Origin of the sequence: Paenibacillus pasadenensis (assembly GCF_023715725.1) — a bacterium.
Classification (GTDB): Bacteria; Bacillota; Bacilli; order Paenibacillales; family Paenibacillaceae; genus Paenibacillus_O; species Paenibacillus_O pasadenensis_A.
Window position 1 is genome coordinate 58,687 of the sequence record NZ_JAMBOT010000005.1, and the last position, 23,043, is coordinate 81,729.

The window sequence follows — 23,043 nt, forward strand, 5'->3', positions numbered from 1 at the left end:
TCATCCAGAGAAGTATAGCTTATCCGCTGAGGCGCTTACAACCTACCGACGGTCCCGGCATCCTCCCCCTGTCTGGGCCTTCCGACACAGTGCATTTCATCTTTCCCCATCCATAAATATGTATCGACATTTAAGGACAGGCATTTCAGGTCAATACCCGTAATAATCAGCTTTGAAACAGGCTTGTTTTCCTAAATTCCGCCTTTAGTCCATAAGTACGCCGGGACCGGGGAATCGGTACATTGGCTCCACCGGCTTCGGGTACTCCTCATTCTATGTGCTTTGCCGCCAGGCAATACTTTGCAACTACAGTTAAAGCTAAGCACACTCTAAGAAAATCCCTGCAGCATGCGCGGCAAGCCGACATTTCCAACCGTGCCTTTGCCAAGCTCGCTTTCGTAAAAAAGCTTGCCGCGATGATGCTCCACGATTCTGTAGGTCATGACCAATCCAAGCCCCGTCCCCTTCGCTTTCGTGGAGAAAAACGGCTCTCCCAGCTTATTCAGCTTTTCCGGGGGAATGCCGCTGCCCTCGTCGGTTATGCGGGTCCAAATCATACCGTCCTCGCCGACCGTCGCTTCAACGAGAATGGTTCCGCCGGAGTCCATCGCTTCAATGCTGTTTTTAATCAGATTAATAAACACCTGCTTCAGCTGATTGGAAGCTCCCTGGACATACAGCTCCTCCTCCGGCAGATGCAGCTCCAGCTGGATATTGTTCATAATCGCCTGAGCCTCGATCAGCATAATAACATCACGGAGCACGGTATCAATCGCCACCACCGCAAAATCCGCTGCCTGCGGCTTGGAAAGCACAAGCAGCTCGCTCAAAATCTGCTCAATCCGCTCCAGCTCCATCGCCATAATGGAAATGTAATTGCGGCGGTTGTCCTCCTGCATAAGCTTCGTAAACCCCTTCAAAGAGGTGAGCGGGTTGCGGATTTCATGAGCAATTCCAGCCGCCAGCTGCCCGATTGCTCCAAGCATCTCCGACTTGCGCAGCAGCTCCTCCGTCTCTTTCCATTCCGTAATATTCTCGGATATTTTCATGTAATGAATGATCTCTCCGCGCTTGACGATCGGCAGCAGCTTAGCCCGCTCCCAATAAATCGATCCGTCAAGACGGCAGCCCGCCAGCGTGCCTTCCCATATTTCACCGTCTTCCAGCTGCGACCAAAGCTCGCTGAACGCTACGCCGCTTGCATGCCAATCGTTGAGCTCCTCCAGATGCCGTTCCTGGACCCCTTCAGCCGTATCGCTCGTCAGCTCCAGAAACGGACTATTGGCATAAACGATACGTCCCTCCAGGTCTGAGATGATCATCAGGCTTGGGCTTTGCTCCACCGCATAGGAAAGGCGGAGCAGTTCTTCATTCATCTCCTTTAGCTCCGTAATGTCCACAAGCGTTATGATCACCCCTTTTGTCAGACGCTCCAGCGTCCGGCAAGGCATCATGCGCACTTTGTACCATCTGCCGCTTTTGCTCTTAATCTCCCTTTCAATTGAGCGCAGCGATTCCAGAACGCCGGCGGCATCTGCTGCAAATCCATCATAGTAAAACCGGTGGGAGATATGGTGGAACGGCCTGCCGATATCCACTTCCATCAGGTGGAACTCCTTCGTTGCCGCTGGCGTAAAACGGCGTATCCGGCACTCCAGATCAAGAAAAACCGCCCCGATTCCCGTGCTCGCCAAAAACAAATCCATATCGCCGTTAAGCTCCGTCAGCTCATCAATCTTGCCTTCGTAAACGCCTCTCCGGGCTTCCTGCTCTTCCGTGGCGTCTTGCAGCTCAGCCCGGGAAATCCGCAGCTCTTCTTCAGCCGCCGCCAGCTCCTCCTGCAAATCCAGCAGCTCCGCTCCTGCCGAATAAAGACTCGCCTCCGTTAGCCGAAGCTGATGCTCCATCCACTGCATTTGCCTGCGGATGCCTTCATCCGGCTCAATTAGCTTAACCGTCTCCTTCTGCTCCTCCTCCGGCTTGTGGAACAACACAAGGCAGAGTCCGCCGAGGGCAGCTTGCGAGCGTGAAAACGGGCGTGCCGTAATATGGACGCGTTCTTTGCCGTGCGCCGTATGTATCGTGAAGTTCCGGATGCGGATTTCCTCCGCTTCCCCGCTGCGCAGCCTGCCCACAGCCGACGCAATGGATGCCGCCAGTCCCGGATCGAAAATTTTATGCAAATTCCAGGACGGCTTTCCCTCCGCCGGCGATAAATACGGCTGAATGCTTCCCGTAACATGCTGGACGTCCAGATGCTCGTCAAGCAGCAGCGATGGCGGCATATGCTCGTTTACATAGATGCTGTAAATTTCATTTTGACGCTGATTGTCCGCCGCAGCCGCAGCGGAGCGGCGCCGCCTCACGGTATCGGCACCTGCTGGCTGAATCAGGCTGTTCCCCTCCACAGGCACAGGCCATGCCGGAGCATGCTGACGATATCCTTGCAGCTCAGGTACTGCGCCGGTTGGAACCAGCTTTTGCAAAAAATTCAGCTTGTCCGCGATTTTCTCGGGAGGCAGGACCAAATCAGCAAAAATCGAATCGACAAGCGGCTCAGCAGCTTCCTCCCGGTTCGCAAATACAATTCCGCCGGCCCGCTTCACCTTTGCGATTCCGGACATGCCGTCATCGCCAGCGCCGGGGAACATGACCGCAATCGGCTGCGCTGCCGGTTCCGCCGCCAAAGAATAAAAGAAATGGTCGATTGGATAGCTGGACTCGTCCCAGTGAGAGGCGTCCAGACAAAATTGACGATTGCGCACGCTCATCGCGGCTTGCGCCGGGCAGAAGTAAATGGAATTAGCGCTAGCCTCCATGCCGTGCTGCGCGACATAAACGTTCAACGACGTATTTAAAGCGAGCATATCGCTCATTAAGCTGACATGCTCGGGAGACAGATGATGTACGACGGCAAAAGCAAAGCCGGTATCCGGGCTGACGTGACGGAAAAAGCGTTTCAGCTCTTCCATGCCGCCGGCCGATGCTCCGATCCCTACAACCCGGACCGGATCGTTCCCTTTCGAGATGACCGATTTGAAGGTTGCTTCCGGCTGTACACGTGACAATGGCTGTCCCTCCTCGTTCGTGTTCATGCGGCCGGCGGACGCTGCTGGAATCCAGTAGGCACACTTAGAATCATTATAATTCTCTCTCATTCTCGGATATCCTCCATAGAAGGAAACTTCCCCATCTTTCGCTAACAAGCGACAACAATCCCCCTTGTTCGCGGGCAAAAATCCGAACATTAAAAGGCTCTCCCTGGACAGGGAGAGCCTTTGTTTTAAGCCCACTGAATTTCCGTGATGCAATCCGGCGCTTCGTACTGCTCGTCATCCACAGCGTTGCTGACAGGATAGATGCGCAGCTGAAACGGCTCAAGCGGCTGCATATGTCTTCTCAGAAATGAAAAATCGCGGATTGACGGATGCAGCCACTCCTCCATCCCGTCGGCATCCAGCACGACAGGCAATCTTTCCTGCCACTGGGACAGCGCTCCGGACGCTTGAACGGTCACGATGGTCGCGGCCCGGGCAAGTCTGCCTTCTGGCGTCCGCCACTCCTCATACAGGCCAGCCATGCCAAATACGCTTTTTCCTTGAACCTGAATATGCATCGCGCGCGGCAGACGCTGGCGGCCATCGGCGCGCTGCTTGCCGGCGTCCTCTTCTTCGGATCTTTCCCAGCCGAACAGGCCGCTGCATGGAATGATGCATCTTCCGCCGGCAAGCATCCGTTTGAAATACGGCTTCGATTCCAGCTGCTCCGCGTCCGCATTGACGGAATCCTTCGCCCAGAACGGAAACAGCCCCCATCTGGCCTCATCCATGATCCGTACGCCGTGGCGGTCATTGCGAACGATAGGAATGGGCTGGACCGGGGCGATATTGTACCGTTTGGCATCAACTTCAGCATGCCGCTCAATATTGAACTGCTCCTTCAGCTCGCCAAGATCGCTGGCGAGGGAAAATCGGGTGCACATAAAATTGACCTCCCGGATGTTAGGCTCCGAACCCCAGGCGCGAATAAGGCGCTGAAGTCGGGCAGCCGCTGCCGAGCAAAGCGCGGGCGGCTGCTTGTTGCCTGTTAGCATCTGCATCCGAAGGAGGATTATGCATGATTATCCAATTGGCTGGACAGGCCGGGAGCTATCAGTGGTCAGCGGGAGTGAACCGCTTGCGGAATTTGAGCGGGGGCATGCCGGCATGGGCGGCGAACAGCCGGGTAAAATGCGGCAGCTGCCGGAAGCCGCATGCCTCTGCCACCTGCGCCATCGGCCAGTCGGTGGACAGCAGCAGCAGCTTGGCCCGGTCAAGCCGGTAATAAAGCAGAAACTGCTGCGGCGTGCAGCCGTAAATCTCGACCATGCAGCGGGCAATGTACACCGCATGAAAACCAAGCGCCTCGGCCAGCTCGGCATTGTTTACGGAATCCTGAAAATGCCGCTTCATATAAGCCGCCGCCTGCTCGGCTACGGCGGTGGAGGCGGCGCCGGGCACACTTTCCCGGCAAGCAGCCTCCAGCAGTCGCAGCAGCTCGGAAAAACGCTGCTGACGCAGCCAGAAGCCGTCCGGCCCGGGATCGGCGGCCGATTCGCTCAGCAGCCGGAACGCCTCATCGGCGTCAGGCGCGTCGATGAGCCTCGGCAGCCGGACCGTATGGGTGTAGTGGTCGCCGAGCAGCGTCGCCTCGGCCCCGGCCGCCGTTTCCTCCCATGCTCCAGCCGTCTGAAACTGCACCAGCTCATACTCAACCGGCTCCAGGCATGCCCCGCCGCTCCAGCGGGTCTCCTGCGGATGAAGCAGCAGCGCCTGTCCGGCCTCTACGGTCCAGAGACGGTCCTCCTCGCGTATTCTTAACCGGCCCTGCCTTATGTACAGCAGCTCGAACACGCCGAGATCGGACCGGCTCGGATGCTGCTCTCCAATATCGTATTTCCTTCGGCTTGCATCCACCAAGTATGGAAGAGGCGGACAGCGGAAGGTGATGACGGGCATATTGCTCATGCTCCCTACTCTCCTGCCTGTAAGGGCTGTTCATGCCCTGTATTAGCTATGTATATCTGTTCTGCGCAGCAAACTGCTGCAGCGATTGCTATTCTACCAAATTACGCTCTGCTCCGACAGCGATGGCTGTATGCAGCCCTTTCGTTCATGACCTGAGACGGCTGCGGTCGCGGATGAGGCGGGGCAGCGCGCGGACATACACAAGCTCCCCGGCCAGCTCCACGATCGTCTGCGTGACGATAGCAGCCGCTGCGATGACAGCCGCCTCTTCCGGCAGCGAGAAGGCCAGCGGCAGCACGACGAGCGAATTGCGGGTTCCTGCGCTGAAGGCAAGCGCCCGGCCGGCCCCCGCGTCCAGCCGGAACACTCGTCCGGCCAATCCGGCCAGCACAGGGCTAAGCGCCATGAATGCGATATACACGGGTATAACCGGGGCGATAACGGAGAATTGATCGGCGGCTTTGCCGATTTGCGAAGCCATAATCGCAAACAAAGCCAGCGCCATGAGCGGAACAGGCAGCCATGCGGCCCCCTCCAGCGCTCTTTTCCCTATTTCCCAACGCCTGCCCGACAGCTGGGTCAGCACCGCGAGCAGCAGCGGAACTGCAATAAGCACAACAAAAGACTCCACAAACGGCCCAGCCTCTATAATTCCTGCCGCTTCGCTTCCCAGCATAAGCCATAAATAGCAGGGCAGCAGTACAAGCTGGGCGGCAAACAATAGCGGCGTCGCCGCCAGCATCAGCTTTTCGTCGCCTTTCCCCAAACCGGTGAAGACGATCACATAGTCAATACACGGCGCCAGCAGCACAAGATAAACGGCGAGCAGCAGAGGCGGATGATCCGGCAAAAATCCGGCCAACAGCCATACGAGCAGAGGAACGGCTGCAAAATTGACCAGCAGCAGCGCTGCGGCAAACCGTTTGTTATCCCATATGGCGCGTAAATGCAGGAAAGGGATCTGGCTGAACATGCTGTATAATAGAACAGCCAGCAGCGCGGATATGCTCCCTTCCAGGAGGGAGCCTGCTCCAGGCTGGAGCAGGCCTGCGACTGCCCCTGCGAGCAGCATAGCCGCATAGATCGGAACCTGATGGCGCTCCAGCTTTTCACGGGCTGCACTCATGCCGGTATCCCCCACCTTTTTCACAAAATTACGGTAATTCACCACGTACGCCGATTCTATAATCCTACCAGACCGCGGCCGCCGCCTCCACTTGTCCCAGAGTTGTCACAATTTCACGCTTATTCGGTGAAACCGGCGCTTGTCCCATCCGTTAACGGTACAGGACGCAGCTCCAGATGACATCCGTGTAGGAGGTACACATGTTAAAAACCGCTGTCGGACGTTTCCGGCTCGTTAGCCTGGTAGAAGGTCTTTCCTATTTAATTTTGCTGTTTATCGCCATGCCGATTAAATATTGGGGCGGGTGGGATACGCCTGTCGCCATCGTTGGAGCGCTGCACGGAGGTTTGTTCGTGCTTTATATGCTCGCGCTGCTCCATGCCACCATTCAGGCCCGCTGGAAGCTGACAAGAGTCGCTATTGCGGTTGTAGCTTCGTTCGTGCCGTTCGCCACATTCTGGCTGGATGCGCAAATCCGCCGGGACCCCGCTTAGGCGAAGGCAAGGCACAAACCGGTTTAATTGTTTTCTACCTTGCCTCGTGCAGATTTTCGACGTTATACTAAACCCAATTCAAGCCAATCTAAGGAGGCCGATTTTAAATGGTAAACGCAATCCGCTCGTCGATTGTCCCGTCGTCGGTCTCTACGGAGCAAGCCGCTTAAGCTGCGACAGCTGCGCCGCGAATCCATCTCAAGGATTTTCGCGCGCCGCCTGTTCAAGCTTTATAGCGACAAGCCGCAGGAGACCTTTCTCCTGCGGCTTTTTTGCATGGCTTCCGGTCTGTGCTCATCCAGGGAGAGGCGCGCTCGCGCCTCTGCCCTTCGATGGCGCGGCCGGCAGATTATTTGCCAAAAAGTCCGCAGCTCCGGCACCGTTTCCGTTACGCAAGCCTCCATGGCTTGCCGGAAACGATGCCGCTGCGGGCTTCTTTATATTCGAAACAAGGAGTGATTCGCGTGAACACGAACGATCTCATAGAAATTAACGCCGAGGCTCTTCAGCCTTACGGCTGGAGCGAAGCCTGGGAGCAGACCGCCGGTCAAACGGCAGCCGCTCTGCAGCAGGCCGGTCATAACACGGCTGGACTTGAGCCAGCGCGCATTACGGCTCAATTCTCGCATTTATACCGGCTGGCGGCGGCAAACGGAGAGCATTTGGCTGAGGTAACCGGCCGGTATTCCTTTGACGCCTCCAGCCGCACCGACTATCCAGCCGTTGGCGACTGGGTGCTCGCCGCCGTGCCGAAGCCGGGAGACAGCTCCCGGGCCAGCATTCATGCTCTGGTGGAGCGCCGTTCAGCGCTCATTCGCAAGGAGGCGGGCTCGGTCCAGGAAGGGCAGGTCGTCGCCTCCAACATCGACACGCTGTTTGTAACGACGGCGCTGAACCATGACTTCAACTTGCGCCGCATTGAGCGTTATATGGTTGCTGCCTGGGAAAGCGGAGCTTCGCCTGTTATTCTGCTTACAAAGGCCGACTTGGCCGACGACCCGGACGAACTCGTTCGGCAGGTTGAAGCCGTGGCGCCCGGCGTGCCGGTTCATGCCGTAAGCGCGCAGGAGAACCAGGGGCTCGAGGAGCTGCTGGTCTATCTTAAGCCAGGTGTGACCATCGCGGTCGCCGGTTCCTCCGGCGTCGGCAAATCCACGCTGCTGAACTGGCTGGCCGGCAGCGAGGAACAGCGTGTGCAGGGCGTCCGCCAAGGAGACGACCGCGGCCGTCATACAACGACGCACCGCGAGCTGTTCCGCTTGCCCGGCGGCGCGCTGCTCATGGATACCCCAGGCATGCGCGAGCTGCAGCTGTGGGATAACGAGCAGGACGGCTCGGACATCCGCGCCGGAGCTTTTGCCGACATCGAGGAGCTGGCGAGACAGTGCCGCTTTAGCAATTGTACGCATGGCAGCCGCGAGCAGGGCTGCGCGATTAAATCCGCGCTTGCCGGAGGCGAGCTGGACGCCGCACGCTACGAAAATTATTTGAAGACAGGCCGCGAGCTCGCCCGTCTCGCGCGCAAGGAGCAGTCCGCCTCCTCCGCCCGCAAAAGCCTCACGCCGGCCGAGAACCGGCTGCGCAACAAACAGGAGCGCCGCACCGCGAAGCTCGCCTCCGAGGACTGGGACTGAGGCCCGGGTTGCGGGAGTGTGAGATCCAAGGCATCGGAGTAACATTCAGGGCTTAGACAGGCCCTTGCAGTAGGCCGGTACTAACGACATCTGTCCAACACGCTGCAGCAAAAAAGGCTTGGCGCACTATTGCACTATTGCGCCGAGCCTTTTTTCTGTCTCAAGCGGCGGCGCCGCATTTCGCTAGAACGTTTATTTACCGATTACTCGACCGACCCGGGCCAAAATATCCGCCGTCGATTCGGGATCATTAGCATCGTACTCATCGATGTTTAGCCGCAGCACCGGGCAAGCGCTAAATTCGTCAATCCATTTGGCGTAGCGCTGGTGCATATGCTCCCAATACGAAATATCGGTTTGAATTTCCATCGCCCTGCCCCGTTCCGTGATCCGTTTAAGAATGGAAGGCAGGCTGCCTTCAATGTAGATCAGAATATCGGGATGCGGGAAATACGGCGTCATTACCATCGCTTCATACAGGCTGGTGTAGGTCTCGTAATCAACCGCCGACATTGTCCCCTGATCGGCGTGCATTTTAGCAAAAATGCCCGTGTCCTCGTAGATCGAGCGGTCCTGCACAAACCCTCCGCCCAGCTCAAACATCTTTTTCTGCTCCTTGAAACGTTCCGCCAGGAAGTATATTTGCAGATGGAAGCTCCATCTCTCAAAATCCTGATAAAATTTGTCCAAATACGGGTTGAAATCAACCTGCTCCAATGAGGTGCGAAAGCCAAGCCGCTGCGCCAGCACCGACGTCAGCGTGGATTTGCCGACACCGACCGTACCGGCAATCGTAATAACCGCATGCTCGGGAATGCCGTATGGATTCATATTACATGCACTCCTTTACTTGTTCCACGATGCTTCGGTATTGCTCCGGATTCTCGACAAAATCAATCTCATTTCCGTTGATCGGAATAATCTTTACAGACGGATCGCTCTCGGCCAGGAAGCTCATCGCCGCTTCGTAATCCACAATGAGCTGCTGCAAATAGTCCGCCGGAATTCCTTCCTCAAAAGAGCGGCCGCGCTTAGCAATACGGCCAAGCAGCACATCAAGATCGGCGCGGATGTACAGAATGATGTTTGGCTTAGGCAGATCGCCCGTCAACACCTCATAAATCTGGCGGTATTTGTCCCGTTTGATCCCCTGGAGCGTGCGCTCGCTGAAAATCAGATTTTTAACTATATGATAGTCGGACATAACCGCCTGCCCCAGCGCAAGCTTAGGCAATACGGAGTCCTCCAGCTGCTTGTAGCGGTTGCACAGAAAGAACATTTCCAGCTGGAAGCTCCAGTCGTCCATGTCTTGATAAAATTTATCGAGAAAAGGATTTTCCTCCACAATCTCCTTCACGAGCGGAAGCCCCAGCTCAGCCGCCAGCATCGTGGCCAGCGTTGTTTTACCGGCTCCAATCGGCCCCTCCACCGCAATATATGGAACATATGTCATCGCTGCCGTTATCCCCCTTGAATACAAACCCTATCGAAAATGAACCTACCCATTATAGCCGCTCCGGGCCTAAAAGTCCGGTTAAAAGTTTCCGCTAAGTTATCTTATGCCAAGACATGCCAAAAAGCCGTCCTCCGCTCACCGTTGTCGGGTGCAGGGGCAGCTTTAACAGGCGCTTATGGATGGAGATTGTTTACAAAGCCGCTGCCGGCAAAGCGGCCATCTGACGGCCAAGCGCGCGCAGCTCGTCTTTTTCGGAATCGGAGGGGTTGAATTCGACCTTAAAGCCAGGAGCGAGAATCGCTGCGCCGCGTTCCTTGAGCTTCTCCTCGACCTGATCGACCGCGCCGCAATAGATATCATAGGAAGTATCGCCGGAGCCGAATGCGGCTGCCGAGCGTCCGGACAGATCGAGATCGTTCATTCCTTCAAAAAAGTCCAGAAACTCGTCGGGCAAATCGCCCTCGCCCCATGTGTACGCACCGATGAAAATGCCGTCGTACTGTTCCAGCTCGGAAGCCTCCGCATCCATAATGTCGCGGATAACCGGCTCCGCTCCCGCCTCGCGGACGCCCTCGGCAATTGCATCCGCCATCTCTTCCGTGTTGCCAGTCATACTGCAGCAGATAATAATGATCTTTTCCATCGTTAATTCCCACTCCTTCTTCCCAAAAAGGTTAACCTGCGGGCACGCCGTCGATCTGACGGATGCCTTCGTACAATGTCGCCAAGTACATCCGGTCGCCGCGAATGTCTACATCCGTCACCGGGCCGCAAGCATCAACAGGCCGCATCGTCAAACGCCCTCCCAGCCAGCAGATACGGTACAAGCCGCGGTCGGTGCAGAGCAGCAGCTGTTGTCCGCGCACAGCGACCGAGAACAAAAACAGTCCTTTATACCGGAAGCGCTCGAAGCCTTTTTGCGGGTTGCCGACAACTAGCTCCCCGTGCTCGCTTACGCCGATAAGCTGCCCGTGATGGACTGCCAGACTCGTTATCCCGGTGCCGAGATCAAATTCCATCCAGGCGGAGCTGAACCGGTCGTACAGAGCGAGCCCTTTTTCACAGCCAAGAATGAGATATTGAGGGACGTTCAAAATGTCATATACTTTGCGGTCCGAAAATGCGGCCATTCCCCATGAAGAGCCATGCGAGCACCATAATCCATGCGTTGTGCAAGCGTAGAGGCAGCCGCCTTCCGCCCGGAACTGAAAACAAGGAAGCTCCAGCTCCTCTTGTTCCCATTTCTCCCCGTCAAATGAAATCAGTCCGTCGCTTGTACAGGCGTACAGCGTTTCTCCAGCCAGCACGAGCCGGTTAACCGTATGCCTTTCCAGCTCTGGCGTGCTGATCCGTTCCCATTCCTTCTCTAAGCGGCGGCGGTAAATGCCATATCCCATCGTTGCCGCGTAGATCGTCTCGGTTCCGGCGAGCACGGATGAACAGGACAGCGGCTCCCGCGCCTCCCGTGTTCCCGGCGCTTGTTCGATAGACATTGCTCGTCCTCCCTTCTCCCTACGTTGTATGTTAGCGCGAGCGGTTCCGGTCCGGCCGGCGGTTAACTGCGCAAAAAGTCGTCTATGTTGGATAAACCCGGAAATGTCGTACATGCTTGATAATGATTCTCAATTTCAAAGACTATGATAAACATTCTCAATTAAGATGTCAATTAAATTCATGCGGGACGCGCCGCAGGTTCTATTTCACCTGCGGCGCCCGCCTAAACGTAAACGTAGTTCCTGCCCTCTCGGCCCTTTGGCCGTTTATCCCAAAGCGCTTTTCTTTTTAAATGCGTTATCTGCTATCCGCTGTTTCACGGTTGAAGCTGCAGCGCCACCGCCACGCCGCCATCCCGGAATTGCACGGATTTGATGCCGACTAGCGGCGGAAGCTTGTCCCCCACTGGAATGACCATTCGCTCCAGCAGCGTGCTTGGCAGCTGAATGCCGCGAAGCTTAACGCTTACCGGAGTGGCGATCAAGTTCGGATCGCTCCATTCCAGCTCGTATTCGGCCTGTACTCCAACAGCAATCTGCCCGCGAATCCGGCCGTTGATGTCGGCTGTCATCCGATTCCCCTGCAGATCAAGCTGCGCCCCTTCGATGCGAAAATCCGGCGTTACCTGCGGCTGCCCTTTCAGATGGGCGCGGGCCAGATTGTTGATATCCTCTCCGCTTAGAAACAGCTCGGCTTTGCCCGAACGAACCATATTCATACCTTTAGCGCCGAGGTCGAGCGGAGCGTGCTCCAAGGTGAGCTCCTGCTGGGGGCGGATATACCAAATTGCTCCTGCAAAGGCGCCGCCGAGCAGCAAAACCAAGGCAAGCAGCAGCCCGGCCAGCCATTTAAATGCTTTTTTCATCCAATACTCCCCCTTCTAAAATCGATAACGGCTGCAGCAAGCTATGAGCCTGCACCGCTCCCATCCCCGCCGCCATTGACAAAGCCGGACCGCAGGGGTATAACAATACAAATCATCATTGCGAACGGAAAGGAAGAGATCATGCGTATGAACGCCAGCACCCCGTCCCCCCACGACCCGCTCTCCGCTACTCCCGGAAGCCAGGAGCCCGCTGCCCGAATCTCGCTGCAGGAAATCATGCATGCGCAGATGACGCTGAATGAAATTATTACCCGGACTCCGCTGCAGCATAACCGGGTGCTGTCGAGCCGATATAACTGCAATGTTTTGTTGAAACGGGAGGACTTGCAAATCGTCCGCTCCTTCAAGATTCGCGGCGCGTATCACCGCATTCGCACGCTCTCTCCCGAGGCGCTTGCAAAGGGCGTCGTTTGCGCCAGCGCGGGCAATCATGCCCAAGGAGTAGCCTACTCCTGTCAGACGCTCGGCATTAGCGGAAAGATTTTTATGCCCAGCACCACGCCCCGCCAAAAAGTAACGCAGGTGCAATTTTTCGGCGGCAGCCAGGTGGAAATTATGCTGGTAGGAGACACGTATGACGATGCCTATGCGGAGGCAGTCAAGGAATGCGAGCGTTCCGGCGCGGCATTTATCCATCCGTTCGACGATCCGGCCATTATTGCTGGCAACGGCACAGTCGGCAAAGAGATTATGGATGCGACCGACTCTCTGCCCGATTATGTGTTTGTAACGGTCGGCGGCGGCGGACTCGCGGCAGGAGTAGCTTCTTATATCAAAGCTGTTTCCCCTCACACCCGCATTATTGGAGTGGAGCCGAAGGGCGCTGCATCGCTGGACCTGTCGCTTAACGAAGGGAAAGTAACGCCGCTGGACACGATTGACAAATTTGTTGACGGAGCTGCGGTGAAACGGATTGGAGATCTGCCTTTTGCGATTTGCCGCGACTTGATCGATGACGTCGTGCTTGTGCCGGAGGGCAAAGCGTGCACAACGCTGCTCAGTCTGTACAACGAAAATGCTATCGTCGCTGAGCCTGCAGGCGCTCTCCCGGTTGCTGCACTGGATATGTACCGCGAGCAGATTGAGGGCAAAACGGTCATCTGCATCATTAGCGGCGGCAATAACGACGTGGACCGCATGCAGGAGATGAAGGAGCGCTCCTTAATCTATGAGGGGCTGAAGCATTATTTCACCCTCAATTTCCCGCAGCGCGCCGGCGCCCTTCGCGAGTTTCTGGACGAGGTGCTCGGCCCGAACGACGATATCGTTCGTTTTGAATATACCAAAACGCATAACAAGGAGAACGGCCCCGCGCTTGTCGGCATTGAGCTGAAAAACCGTGAGGATTACGGCGGCCTGATCGAACGGATGAAGGCCAAAGGGTATCATTTTGTTGAGCTGAACAAGGATCCGGTGCTGTTCGATTTGCTGATTTGATGCCATTTCGGCGTCTAACGCAACTGAGATACCTTATTAGGCAATTTTGAGCCCAGTTTAGATTTTAACGCAACTCAGGCGTCTTATTGAGCTGTTTAAGCGTCCTAACACCCTCTTCACCTCCAAATAACGCTTCTCAGATTCGTTAGCGCTCAGAATCCGCCATTTTGTCGGATATAATGCTTCTCAGATTCGTTAGCTCTCCAACCGGTCATTTACTAGCTGTCCCAAAAGTCGCAATCGGCTGAGGGGCGGCTTTTTTTCAGCCTCAAAAAAATAAGACTCCGCCGGAGCCCGATTCATTCGGGGCGGCAGAGCCATGAGGAACCATTAAATTGGAGCAATCAGAAATCATTTATAATATCTAGGGATTCAACCGGTATTCACCGTCCGCGGCGGCTCCGCCTTCGGACTGAGCTTTATTTTGCAGCTCGGCAATCAGCTTGTCGCCCTCAACGTCGAGGTTCGGCAGAATGCGGTCCAGCCAGCGAGGCAGCCACCAGGCCCGGTCGCCGAAGATCGCCATAACGGCCGGAACAAACGCCATGCGGATGACAAAAGCATCAATCAGAATGCCGATTGCCAGCGCAAAGCCGATCTGTTTGATCATGATGTCATGCGTAAAAATGAACCCGGCAAATACGGAAACCATGATGATCGCGGCAGCGACAACAACCTTGCTCGCCTGGTCGTAGCCATGAATAACGCTGCTTTTCCCTTTATGGCCGTGGATATAGGACTCACGCATGGAAGAGACGAGAAACACCTGATAGTCCATGGCCAAGCCGTACAAAATGCCGGTGACAAGAATCGGAATGAAGCTTAGCAGCGGACCGCCGGTGTCGAAGCCAAACAGGTCCCTGAGCCAGCCCCATTGGAACACCGCCGTTGTCAGTCCAAACGTCGCCAGCACGCTGAGCAGGAAGCCTACCGTTGCTTTTACCGGAACGAGGATGGAACGGAACACAAGCAGCAGGATGATTAGCGAGAGAATGACGATAACGCCGATGTAAAGCGGGAAGGCCTCCGTGAGCTTGGCGGACATGTCGATGTTAATCGCGGTAAAACCGGTCACGCCAAGCTGAATGCCAAGGTCCTTCGCAATGACGGAATCCGAGGAACGCAGCTCTTCCACCAGCGTGCTGGTCTCTTCGTCGGTCGGGCCTGTTTTGGGGATTGCGCTCAAAATAGCCATATTCCCCTTATCGCTTACGTAAACAGGCGACACGATGGACACACCTTTGTTCTTCTGGATTTCCATTATAATCTGGCCGAGAACCTCCTGCGTAATCGGCTTTCCTGCGTCCTTAGGCTCTGCGACGAGCAGCAGCTGGCCGTTGAAGCCCTCCCCGAATCCGGCGGAGATAGCGTCGTAGCTCTGGCGCGCTGGGGTGTCCAGATTCGCTGTCGCACCCGACGGTATGCCCATTCTCATCTCCAGCGTCGGAATCGCCGCCGCGCCAAGAATGGCAATAATGCCAACAATGACGAGCCAGCGGAAACGGACGATGCCCTTTGCCCAGCCTTCGGCAATTCCGCGCCGTTTAGCGGCAGAGGCGGATTTCTGGCGGGCTTTAGGGGAGCAGATGCGTTCTCCGACAAGGCCGAGCAGCGCTGGCAGCAGCGTCAGGGCGCTAAGCACATTGAGCAGCACCGTTGCGGAAGCGACTAGCGCCATCATGCTTAAGAAGGTAATCCCGATGACAAGCATGCCGCACAGGGCGATAATGACGGTCAGACCGGCGAAAAACACAGCGCTGCCGGCTGTGCCGACCGCCCGGCTTGCCGCTTCGCGGGCTGTCAGGCCTTGATCAAAGATGAGGCGGCGCTGGCGGTTCACGATAAACAGGGCATAGTCGATGCCCACGGCCAGACCGACCATCAGAGCGAGAATCGGCGTAACCGAGCTCATCGTGACAAAGCTGGAGAGCGCAAGCGCGCCGCCAACGCCGATTCCGACGCCAACGAGAGCGATCGCAAGCGGCAAGCCTGCTCCAACGAGGGAGCCGAGCGTCATGACGAGCACAATTCCGGCTACAACCAAGCCGTAAATTTCATTGGTGCCGACCGGCACCTCCGTGTCTCGAAGCGAATCGCTTGGCAGCGCAGAGATTCCGGTATCCTTTTCTGCAACCGAAATGGCGTCCACGATGGAATCAATCATTTCTTGAGAAAGCGCGGACTGCGGCGTGGTGAGCTGAAACTGGAACAGTGCAACACTTCCGTCATTGGCAATAAGCATTCCCGGCACGGGCATGCCGTTTACCATAAGCGGTCCGTACGGCGGCAGCTCCATTTGCGTCCCGCCTGACTGCGTTTGGGCTGCGCCTCCAGCTTGCTGCTGCGCGGCGCCCCCCTGCGCCTGCTGCTTGGCGTCCCCCTGCTGCTGGCTGCCTGCAGCGCCGCCAGCTTTCGCGGCCAGCTCCGCCGGATTGATGACGTAGTCCAAACCATATACTTTGTTCACCGCCTGGCCGATAGCGGCCAAACGCGCTTCCGTATCCAGCCGCTCTCCCTTGGGCGCGGTAAACACTACGCTTGCCTGGGCGCCGGACGCTGCTGGCATGACCTGCTCCAGCTGGTCGAGAACCTTTTGCGATTCCGTGCCCTCGATTTTCATTTCGGAGCTTATGTTTATCCCGTTGCCAACAATCGTCGCCACGACGATGCCGAGAATGACCAGCCATCCGGCAATGTAAGCCCACGGCTTGTCGTAAGCGTTTTTCCCCAATCGGTACAAAAATCTGGACATAACAGTCGCTCTCTCCCTCTATAACAAAGATTAAAAACCGGATCAGAAGCCGTTGCGCAAATAACCTAATGTCATCCCCAGGTAATGGTCAAACGTCATTGCTTCCTGGCCTTCGACAGCCGTCTGGCCGGGCAGCAGCACGTTTACATCTTCATTCACGACAAGCAGAATGGCTCCGTAAAACGCCCCGACCAAAATAAGAACGTACTCCTCGGAATATCGCCCCTTGTTTAATGCCGCTAATGTCGTCTGCGCTTCCAGCTGCAGCAAGTGGAACACGCTCAGAATAAAAGGCTCTAGAGTCGGATACTTCTTGGAAAGAGACACGAGCTCGCGCATTTTCCACAACAGCCCAACGGTCAGCTGCATGCTCATCAATCGCTGAAGAATATCAACCAGCGGGATGTCATCGGGCAGCTGCTCCAGCATCTCCACCATTTCATCAATGCCGCCGAACGCCAGCGCCGATTTGGCCACCGCTTCCTCCTTGCAGGAAAAATAATTGGCAAACGTTCTCCTGGAATACCCAGCTCGCTGCACAATATCCTCCACGACAAATCCGTCCAGCCCCTGTTCCAAAGCCAGCTTAAACGCCGTTTCCGCAAGCGCGTTGGCCGTCTCTGCGCGTTTCCTCTCCCGCAAGCCCAGTTCCTTCATCTTTTGCACCTCATTTCCCTATTCGTTACATTATCAAAAATGTGCACATTGTGCAACTTTTCTCGAAAGGCAATTATTTTCACGAAGCAAAGCATAAAGGTCCAATGAAGCGAATACGCAGGAGAAGGCCGGGCCGGGCCGTAAGGCAAAAGAAACAAAAAAAGCCCGGCTGTATGAGCCAGGCTGGTTTAATGATGTGAAAAATGGCTTTTTGATCAAGTACGCAGCACATGTTTGCGCGCATCTAAGATGACGCCGGCCGTCTCTTCAATGGCGCGATCCGTCACATCAACGACGAGGCAGCCGAGCTGGCGAAACAGCTCCTGGGCATGCTCCAGCTCCTCCGCTACACGCGTCAGGCTGGCGTAACTGACTCCCGGCGGCAACCCCATGCTTTTGAGCCGTTCGATGCGAATGCCGATCAGCTTCTCCGGGCTCATCGTCAGGCCGACAAAGCGGCCGCGCGAAACGCGGAACAGCTCCTCGGGCGGCTTCACCTCCGGCACCAGCGGATAATTCGCCACCTTGTATCCTTTGTGGGCCAAGTAAATGCCGAGCGGGGTTTTAGAGGTGCGCGACACGCCCAGCAAAATCAGATCCGCCTCTCCCCAGCCGCCGATATGCTGCCCGTCGTCGGATTTGACCGTGAACTCCACCGCCGCAACCCGGTTAAAATACTCCTGATCCATGCGGTGCAGCAGTCCGGCTTGCTGTTTGGGCGCGGAGTTGAACGTCCGCACAAAACCTTCCATTACCGGCCCCATTACATCGACCGCGCAAACAGCGAGACGGGCCGACTCCTCCCGAATCATCTCGCGAAGCTCGGGCAGCACGAGCGTATATACGACGAAGCTGCCAATAGAAGCGGCATGCTCCATCATCTGGCGAATCTCGTCCTCGGACTTCACGCTCGCCCAGCGCTCGATTTTCACCGACTGCGCCTCGAACTGGCGAATCGTTGCCCGCACGACCGTCTCCGCCGTCTCACCCGCTGAATCCGAGCAGACGATGACCGTTTTGGGCTCGCGCGCGGACTCCTCCTCTTCCCCGAGGGGCACTCCGGCAAACAGCCCGCTGTTTACACCACCGAATTCTTGTTCGCTCAAGCTTCATCCTGCCCCCTCGCCGTAGTCGCCGCAACTTCCGGTCTTTCAGTTCCTGGCGGAAGCCTCATAAAACAGCTGCATGACCGTTGTTTTCGTAATTCGCCCGATAACCTCCAGGCCCGCGTCAGGATTGTCCCCGCGCGGACGAACGACCGGCAATCCGTCGATTTCTCTGGCAATCATCAGCGCCATCGCCTCGCGAACCGTCTGCTCAGGGGCAATGGTGGCGAGGTTGGACAAGCGGGTCATAACAAGCCCGAGCAGCATCGACGACGCCTGTGGGTTGCCGATCGCCACCTTGAGCAGATCCTTGCGCGTCACGAGTCCGATCAGCCGGCCCTCGCCGTCCACAACCGTCAGGCTGCCTACGTTCTCCAAAAACAAAGCGACAACCGCGTCGCTCACTGTCGCCGTTTCACGAAGCACAATCGGCACCGCCATTACCTCGCGCACAGGCAGCATTGCCGCATCGGCCGCAGTATCGTGCTGGACGCCCCCGGCCTCCTCCTTGCCGAGAAAGTATCCGACCTTCGGCTTGGCATCCAGGTAACCGAGCATGACGAGCAGCCCGAGGTCGGCGCGGATCGCCGGACGCGTCACGCCGAGCAGCTCGGCGATCTGCTCGCCGGTAATCGGAGCCCGCTTGCGGACCGTCTCCACGATCTTTTTTTGCCGCGTTGTAAGTTTGATCGCCCTTCCCTCCGCTCGCATCATCTTCTCCATCCATTGTACCCGATGCCGCAGCATTTTCACACCGTTACAGCGGTTCTGCTCCCGGTCAGCGGGCCGTGCTCCAGTGCCGCCTGGGCGGCGGCGATCCGGGCCATCGGGATGCGGTAGGGCGAACAGCTGACGTAGTCGAGGCCAATCTGGTGGCAAAAGAAAATTGATTCCCTGTCGCCGCCATGCTCGCCGCAAATGCCGGTTTTGAGCTCCCCGCGGGCCGCCCGGCCGTTCTCGGCCGCCATGCGGATCAGCTGCCCGACGCCGTCGGCGTCCAGCACCTGGAACGGGTTGTCGCGCAGCAGCTTCCGCTCGACGTAGCGGGCGAGGAACTTGCCCTCGGCGTCGTCGCGGCTGCAGCCGAACGTCATCTGCGTCAGATCATTCGTGCCGAAGGAGAAAAAGTCCGCGTGCTCCGCAATTTGCGCGGCGGTCAATGCCGCGCGCGGCACCTCAATCATCGTGCCGATGCGGACCGGCCGCGCCGCCAGCAGCTCTGGCGGCAGCAGACGGCGGGCTGTGTCTTCAATTTCTCCGCGCAGCAGCCCCAGCTCCGCCGCCGTGCCGACAAGCGGAACCATTATTTCCGCATGCACGTCGATGCCGCGCACTGCGCAAGCGCGTGCGGCGAGGCATACGGCCTCCGCCTGCATCCGGTATATTTCCGGGTGCATAATGCCTAGCCGGCAGCCGCGCTGCCCGAGCATCGGGTTCGTTTCGCGCAGCGCGTCCGAGCGCCGCAGCATACGCTGGAGCTGCGTCCGCTCTGTGCTGCCGGGGACGGCGGCGTCCAGCTTGCGCTGCAGCTCCTCCCGCCCCGGCAGGAACTCATGCAGCGGCGGGTCGAGCAGCCGGATCGTGACCGGCAGTCCGTCCATCGCCTCGAACATGCCCTCGAAGTCCGCCTGCTGCATCGGCAGCAGCTCCGCCAATGCCGACTCCCGCTCGGCATCTGTCTCCGCCGCGATCATCCGCTGCATTACCGTAAGCCGCTCCGGCGCAAAAAACATATGCTCGGTCCGGCAAAGCCCGATGCCCTGCGCGCCGAGCGAGCGCGCCTTCCTCGCATCGGCAGGCGTATCCGCATTGGCGTAAACCGCCAAACTGCGCAGCTCGTCGGCCCAGCGCAGCATTGTAAGCAGCTCCGGCGTCGCTGCAGGCTCGCGGAGCGGCATTTGGCCCGCGATGACGCGGCCCGTGCCGCCGTCCAGCGTCAGCCAGTCGCCTTCGCGGACGACCTCTTCCGCTCCGCGCACCGTCATGCGGCGGGCGGCTGCGTCCACCTCCAGCGCCTCGCAGCCGCATACGGCCGGCTTGCCCATGCCCCGGGCGACAACCGCCGCATGGCTCGTCATTCCGCCGCGGCTCGTCAAAATGCCCTCGGCGGCAAGCACGCCGTGGATATCGTCCGGCGTCGTTTCCGGCCGGATTAAAATGACCGGACGCCCGTCCCGGCTCCAGCTTTCGGCGGTATCAGCGTCAAAAACGGCCATGCCGATTGCCGCGCCAGGCGAGGCGGGCAGTCCGGATGCAAGCGCCTGAACGCCGCCTGCATCTCCTATGCCCCTATGGAGCAGCTGCTCCAGATGCGGCAGCTCCACCCGGCGGACCGCCTCCTCGCGGTCAATCCGCCCTTCGCGCACAAGATCCACCGCGATGCGCAGCGCGGCCTGCGCGTTGCGTTTGCCTGCCCGCGTTTGCAGCAAAAACAGCTCGCCGCGCTCCACGGTAAACTCGATATCCTGCATATCGCCGCTGCGCATTTCGAGCTGGCCGCACCATTTTTCAAGCTGGGTATACACGTCTGGCATTAAATGGCGAAGCCCGGCAATCGGCTGCGGCGTGCGCACTCCGGCTACAACATCCTCTCCCTGCGCATTCAGAAGGAACTCTCCGTAGAGGCCCGGCTCGCCGGTCGAAGGATTGCGCGTAAACACAACACCTGTGCCGCAGTCCTCTCCCTTGTTGCCAAAGGCCATCCGCTGAATCGTCACAGCCGTTCCCTGAGCGTCGGAAATCCGGTTTACTTTGCGGTAAACCTGGGCGCGCGGATTGTTCCAGGAACAGAACACCGCCTCTACCGCCAGACGGAGCTGCTCCAGCACATCCTGCGGAAAGGGCCTGCCCGCCCCTTCCGCTACGGCAGCCTTGAACCTCTCCGCCAGCTCCCGTAAAGCTGCACCGCTAAGCTCCTGGTCCTCCGTGCAGGTTTGCTCCCGTTTTACCTGATCCATTAATCTTTCAAATCTCCAGGCATCCAGCCCCAGCACAACTTCGCCGAACATGGCAATCAATCGCCGGTAGCAATCGTAAGCGAATCGCTCGTCACCGGTCGCTGCGGCGAGCGCCTCCACCGTTTCGTCATTGAGGCCGAGGTTCAGAATCGTATCCATCATGCCGGGCATCGAGGCGACCGCACCGGAGCGAACGGAAACGAGCAGCGGCTGGGTCCGGTCGCCGAGCCATTGGCCCGTTCTGGCCTCCAGTCCGTCCAGCGCCTGCCGGATTTCCTCCCAGAGCCGCTCGGACAACGTATTATTTTCTGCAAAATAATCGTGACAAGCCGCCGTTGTAATCGTGAAGCCCGCCGGAACGGGCAGCCCGGCCTTTGTCATTTCGGCCAGATTGGCCCCTTTTCCGCCGAGCAGAGCCCTCATGCCGAGATGGCCTTCCTCGAAAAAATAAACGTTCCGGTCCGCCATCTGTTTATTCCTCCCCGGCATTCGTTTTGCTCACCTGGGGCTCCCGGCAGTTCAACGACTCGCAAAGACTGTACATTCGTTTGACCCCGTTTGTTGGAAGGGTGTCGATAATTTCGTTGCAGCTGGGGCAAATAACAAGACCGTAATTCCCTACTGCTCTGTTTCCTGCTGCCGCCGTTTGATCCGTCTTCATTCCGCTCATCCCCTTTGGATAGTTTGGATTATGAATTTTACACCCGGCTAACAATATGGCAGGTGAAGGTTTTTTCACATTAACGGTTTGGTTCGATATTAGCCGTTTCAATGCTGAATTGACTTGAAAAACACCTAATAACGCTTGTCAGTTTTGTTAGAATCTCAAACGAATGATATTAGGGCGAATAACGCTTGTCAGTTGCGTTACCGAACCACCGACACTTTCCCCACTTCCTCATTCCCCTTACCTCCGGCACTTCCTAAATCCGCACATCGGCATGCCATCATCTCCGCCAAATCAATGACGCGGCAAGCGTAGCCCCATTCATTGTCATACCATGCGCTCAGCTGAACGGAGCTGCCTCTGGCAAGAACCGTAGTCCCGTCCACTACGGCTGACTTTTCGCAGCCGATATAATCGGCCGATACGAGCGGGAGCTCGCTGTACCCGACATAAGGTGCCAGCGGCCCCGCAGCCGCAGCATTGCGGCAAACGGAGCGGATGGCGGTCTCATCCGCCGGCGCGCCGAGCTCCAGCTGCAGCTGCAGCAAGGAAACGTCCGCCACCGGCACGCGCACCGCCGTTCCTTGAATGAGCGAAGCCAGCTCCGGCAGCACCTCTTTCAGCGCTTTGGATACACCGGTCGCCGCCGGGATGATGGAGGAGGTGCAAGCGCGAGCCCGCCGCAGATCGCGATGCGGGTTGTCCATATGGTTCTGGTCGTTCGTGAACGCATGAATGGAGGTCGCCCACCCTCCCCGTACGCCAAACGCTTCATGCAGCAGCTTCAGCACCGGCGCCAAACAGTTCGTCGTGCAAGAAGCGGCGGATACGAGACGATGAACATTGGGATCAAATCGGGATTCGTTCACACCCATAACAGCTGTCAATTCAGCCTCGCCGGGGGAGGTGAGCAATACTCGCCGCGCCCCGGCCGCCAGATGGGATTCCATGCCGCTGCGCTTCGTAAAAGCTCCCGTCGCATCAATGACCAGCTCGATTCCGAGCCGCCCCCATGGCAGATGCGAAGGCTCGCGTTCCGCAACAAGCTCAATTTTTCGTCCGCGGTGAAGCAGATAACCTTCATGCGCCGTGATTCCGCTATGCCACCGCCCGTGCACCGTATCGTACTCCAGCAAATGAGCCAGCGCTTCTGAGGAGCAGCTCGTATTCACAGCCGCCAGCTCCAGCCCGGCAGCTGGCGGCAGATCAAGCAGCCGCCGAATGCATAATCTCCCGATTCGCCCTGTTCCGCTAACTGCAGTTCGCATGAGGTTTTCTCCTTCGCCAACAGTTTATAAAACGCACATTTTAAATATGACGCCTAATAAGTTGCGGCATGGCAATTCCTACTTTAATTTCACCTCTAATCCC

General features: G+C 57.4%; 19 protein-coding genes. 3 read left to right on the top strand and 16 right to left on the bottom strand.

Translation table 11 applies throughout. The annotated features are described in order from the left end of the window. Positions 1–329: 329 nt before the first annotated feature. The 4 genes from M3223_RS13930 to M3223_RS13945 form a co-directional block, all read right to left on the bottom strand. The gene (locus M3223_RS13930; protein ID WP_251562438.1) at positions 330–3,068 is read right to left on the bottom strand and encodes a chemotaxis protein CheB; all 2,739 of its coding nucleotides are present in this window, start codon (positions 3,066–3,068) and stop codon (positions 330–332) included. A 215-nt stretch (positions 3,069–3,283) separates the two neighbouring features. Continuing rightward, complete coding sequence (locus M3223_RS13935) at positions 3,284–3,982, bottom strand: SOS response-associated peptidase (RefSeq protein ID WP_251562440.1); 699 nt, start codon at positions 3,980–3,982, stop codon at positions 3,284–3,286. 169 nt (positions 3,983–4,151) lie between these two features. Continuing rightward, positions 4,152–5,006: a helix-turn-helix transcriptional regulator gene (locus M3223_RS13940; RefSeq protein ID WP_251562443.1), complete on the bottom strand. Its 855-nt coding sequence runs from the start codon at positions 5,004–5,006 to the stop codon at positions 4,152–4,154. 145 nt (positions 5,007–5,151) lie between these two features. Beyond that, entirely contained in the window at positions 5,152–6,132 is a 981-nt protein-coding gene (locus M3223_RS13945; protein WP_251562446.1) for an arsenic resistance protein, read from the bottom strand. A 200-nt stretch (positions 6,133–6,332) separates the two neighbouring features. Between M3223_RS13945 and M3223_RS13950 the strand changes: the two genes are divergently transcribed. Together M3223_RS13950 and rsgA are read left to right on the top strand one after the other, a co-directional pair. Beyond that, positions 6,333–6,626 carry a DUF3817 domain-containing protein gene (locus tag M3223_RS13950; RefSeq protein WP_251562448.1) on the top strand — a complete coding sequence of 98 codons (294 nt, stop codon included), beginning with the start codon at positions 6,333–6,335 and terminating at the stop codon, positions 6,624–6,626. Positions 6,627–7,090: 464 nt separating this feature from the next. Further along, positions 7,091–8,260 (top strand): ribosome small subunit-dependent GTPase A, encoded by a 1,170-nt coding sequence (rsgA, locus tag M3223_RS13955; protein ID WP_251562450.1) that lies wholly within the window; start codon positions 7,091–7,093, stop codon positions 8,258–8,260. Between the two features lie 192 nt (positions 8,261–8,452). Here rsgA and M3223_RS13960 read toward each other — a convergent pair whose 3' ends face one another. The 5 genes from M3223_RS13960 to M3223_RS13980 all read right to left on the bottom strand — a co-directional run bounded on the left by M3223_RS13960 (position 8,453) and on the right by M3223_RS13980 (position 12,075). Further along, positions 8,453–9,091 carry a deoxynucleoside kinase gene (locus M3223_RS13960; protein WP_251562452.1) on the bottom strand — a complete coding sequence of 213 codons (639 nt, stop codon included), beginning with the start codon at positions 9,089–9,091 and terminating at the stop codon, positions 8,453–8,455. Position 9,092: 1 nt separating this feature from the next. Beyond that, positions 9,093–9,713, bottom strand: a complete 621-nt coding sequence (locus tag M3223_RS13965) for a deoxynucleoside kinase (RefSeq protein WP_251562454.1) — start codon at positions 9,711–9,713, stop codon at positions 9,093–9,095. Positions 9,714–9,906: 193 nt separating this feature from the next. Then, positions 9,907–10,359: a flavodoxin gene (locus tag M3223_RS13970; protein WP_251562456.1), complete on the bottom strand. Its 453-nt coding sequence runs from the start codon at positions 10,357–10,359 to the stop codon at positions 9,907–9,909. A 31-nt stretch (positions 10,360–10,390) separates the two neighbouring features. After that, positions 10,391–11,209, bottom strand: coding sequence for a hypothetical protein (locus tag M3223_RS13975; protein ID WP_251562458.1), 819 nt, complete (start codon positions 11,207–11,209; stop codon positions 10,391–10,393). A gap of 317 nt (positions 11,210–11,526) precedes the next feature. Next, positions 11,527–12,075 carry a hypothetical protein gene (locus tag M3223_RS13980; RefSeq protein WP_251562460.1) on the bottom strand — a complete coding sequence of 183 codons (549 nt, stop codon included), beginning with the start codon at positions 12,073–12,075 and terminating at the stop codon, positions 11,527–11,529. Between the two features lie 147 nt (positions 12,076–12,222). Here M3223_RS13980 and ilvA point away from each other — a divergent pair, with 147 nt between their 5' ends. Then, on the top strand, positions 12,223–13,533 hold the full coding sequence (gene ilvA, locus M3223_RS13985) for a threonine ammonia-lyase IlvA (RefSeq protein WP_285891285.1): 1,311 nt from the start codon (positions 12,223–12,225) through the stop codon (positions 13,531–13,533). A 364-nt stretch (positions 13,534–13,897) separates the two neighbouring features. Here ilvA and M3223_RS13990 read toward each other — a convergent pair whose 3' ends face one another. The 7 genes from M3223_RS13990 to M3223_RS14020 form a co-directional block, all read right to left on the bottom strand. Continuing rightward, positions 13,898–16,285 carry an MMPL family transporter gene (locus M3223_RS13990; RefSeq protein WP_251562462.1) on the bottom strand — a complete coding sequence of 796 codons (2,388 nt, stop codon included), beginning with the start codon at positions 16,283–16,285 and terminating at the stop codon, positions 13,898–13,900. Positions 16,286–16,327: 42 nt separating this feature from the next. After that, the gene (locus tag M3223_RS13995) at positions 16,328–16,942 is read right to left on the bottom strand and encodes a TetR/AcrR family transcriptional regulator (RefSeq protein ID WP_251562464.1); all 615 of its coding nucleotides are present in this window, start codon (positions 16,940–16,942) and stop codon (positions 16,328–16,330) included. A gap of 215 nt (positions 16,943–17,157) precedes the next feature. Further along, entirely contained in the window at positions 17,158–18,000 is an 843-nt protein-coding gene (locus M3223_RS14000; RefSeq protein ID WP_251562990.1) for a pyruvate, water dikinase regulatory protein, read from the bottom strand. Between the two features lie 93 nt (positions 18,001–18,093). After that, positions 18,094–18,762: a helix-turn-helix transcriptional regulator gene (locus M3223_RS14005; RefSeq protein ID WP_353057700.1), complete on the bottom strand. Its 669-nt coding sequence runs from the start codon at positions 18,760–18,762 to the stop codon at positions 18,094–18,096. A gap of 35 nt (positions 18,763–18,797) precedes the next feature. Further along, on the bottom strand, positions 18,798–21,473 hold the full coding sequence (ppdK, locus tag M3223_RS14010) for a pyruvate, phosphate dikinase (RefSeq protein ID WP_251562466.1): 2,676 nt from the start codon (positions 21,471–21,473) through the stop codon (positions 18,798–18,800). A 4-nt stretch (positions 21,474–21,477) separates the two neighbouring features. Further along, positions 21,478–21,666 (bottom strand): GapA-binding peptide SR1P, encoded by a 189-nt coding sequence (locus M3223_RS14015; protein ID WP_251562468.1) that lies wholly within the window; start codon positions 21,664–21,666, stop codon positions 21,478–21,480. Between the two features lie 206 nt (positions 21,667–21,872). Next, a complete protein-coding gene (locus M3223_RS14020; RefSeq protein WP_251562470.1) occupies positions 21,873–22,940 on the bottom strand; it encodes a type I glyceraldehyde-3-phosphate dehydrogenase in 1,068 nt (355 codons plus the stop codon). Between the last annotated feature and the right edge of the window lie 103 nt (positions 22,941–23,043).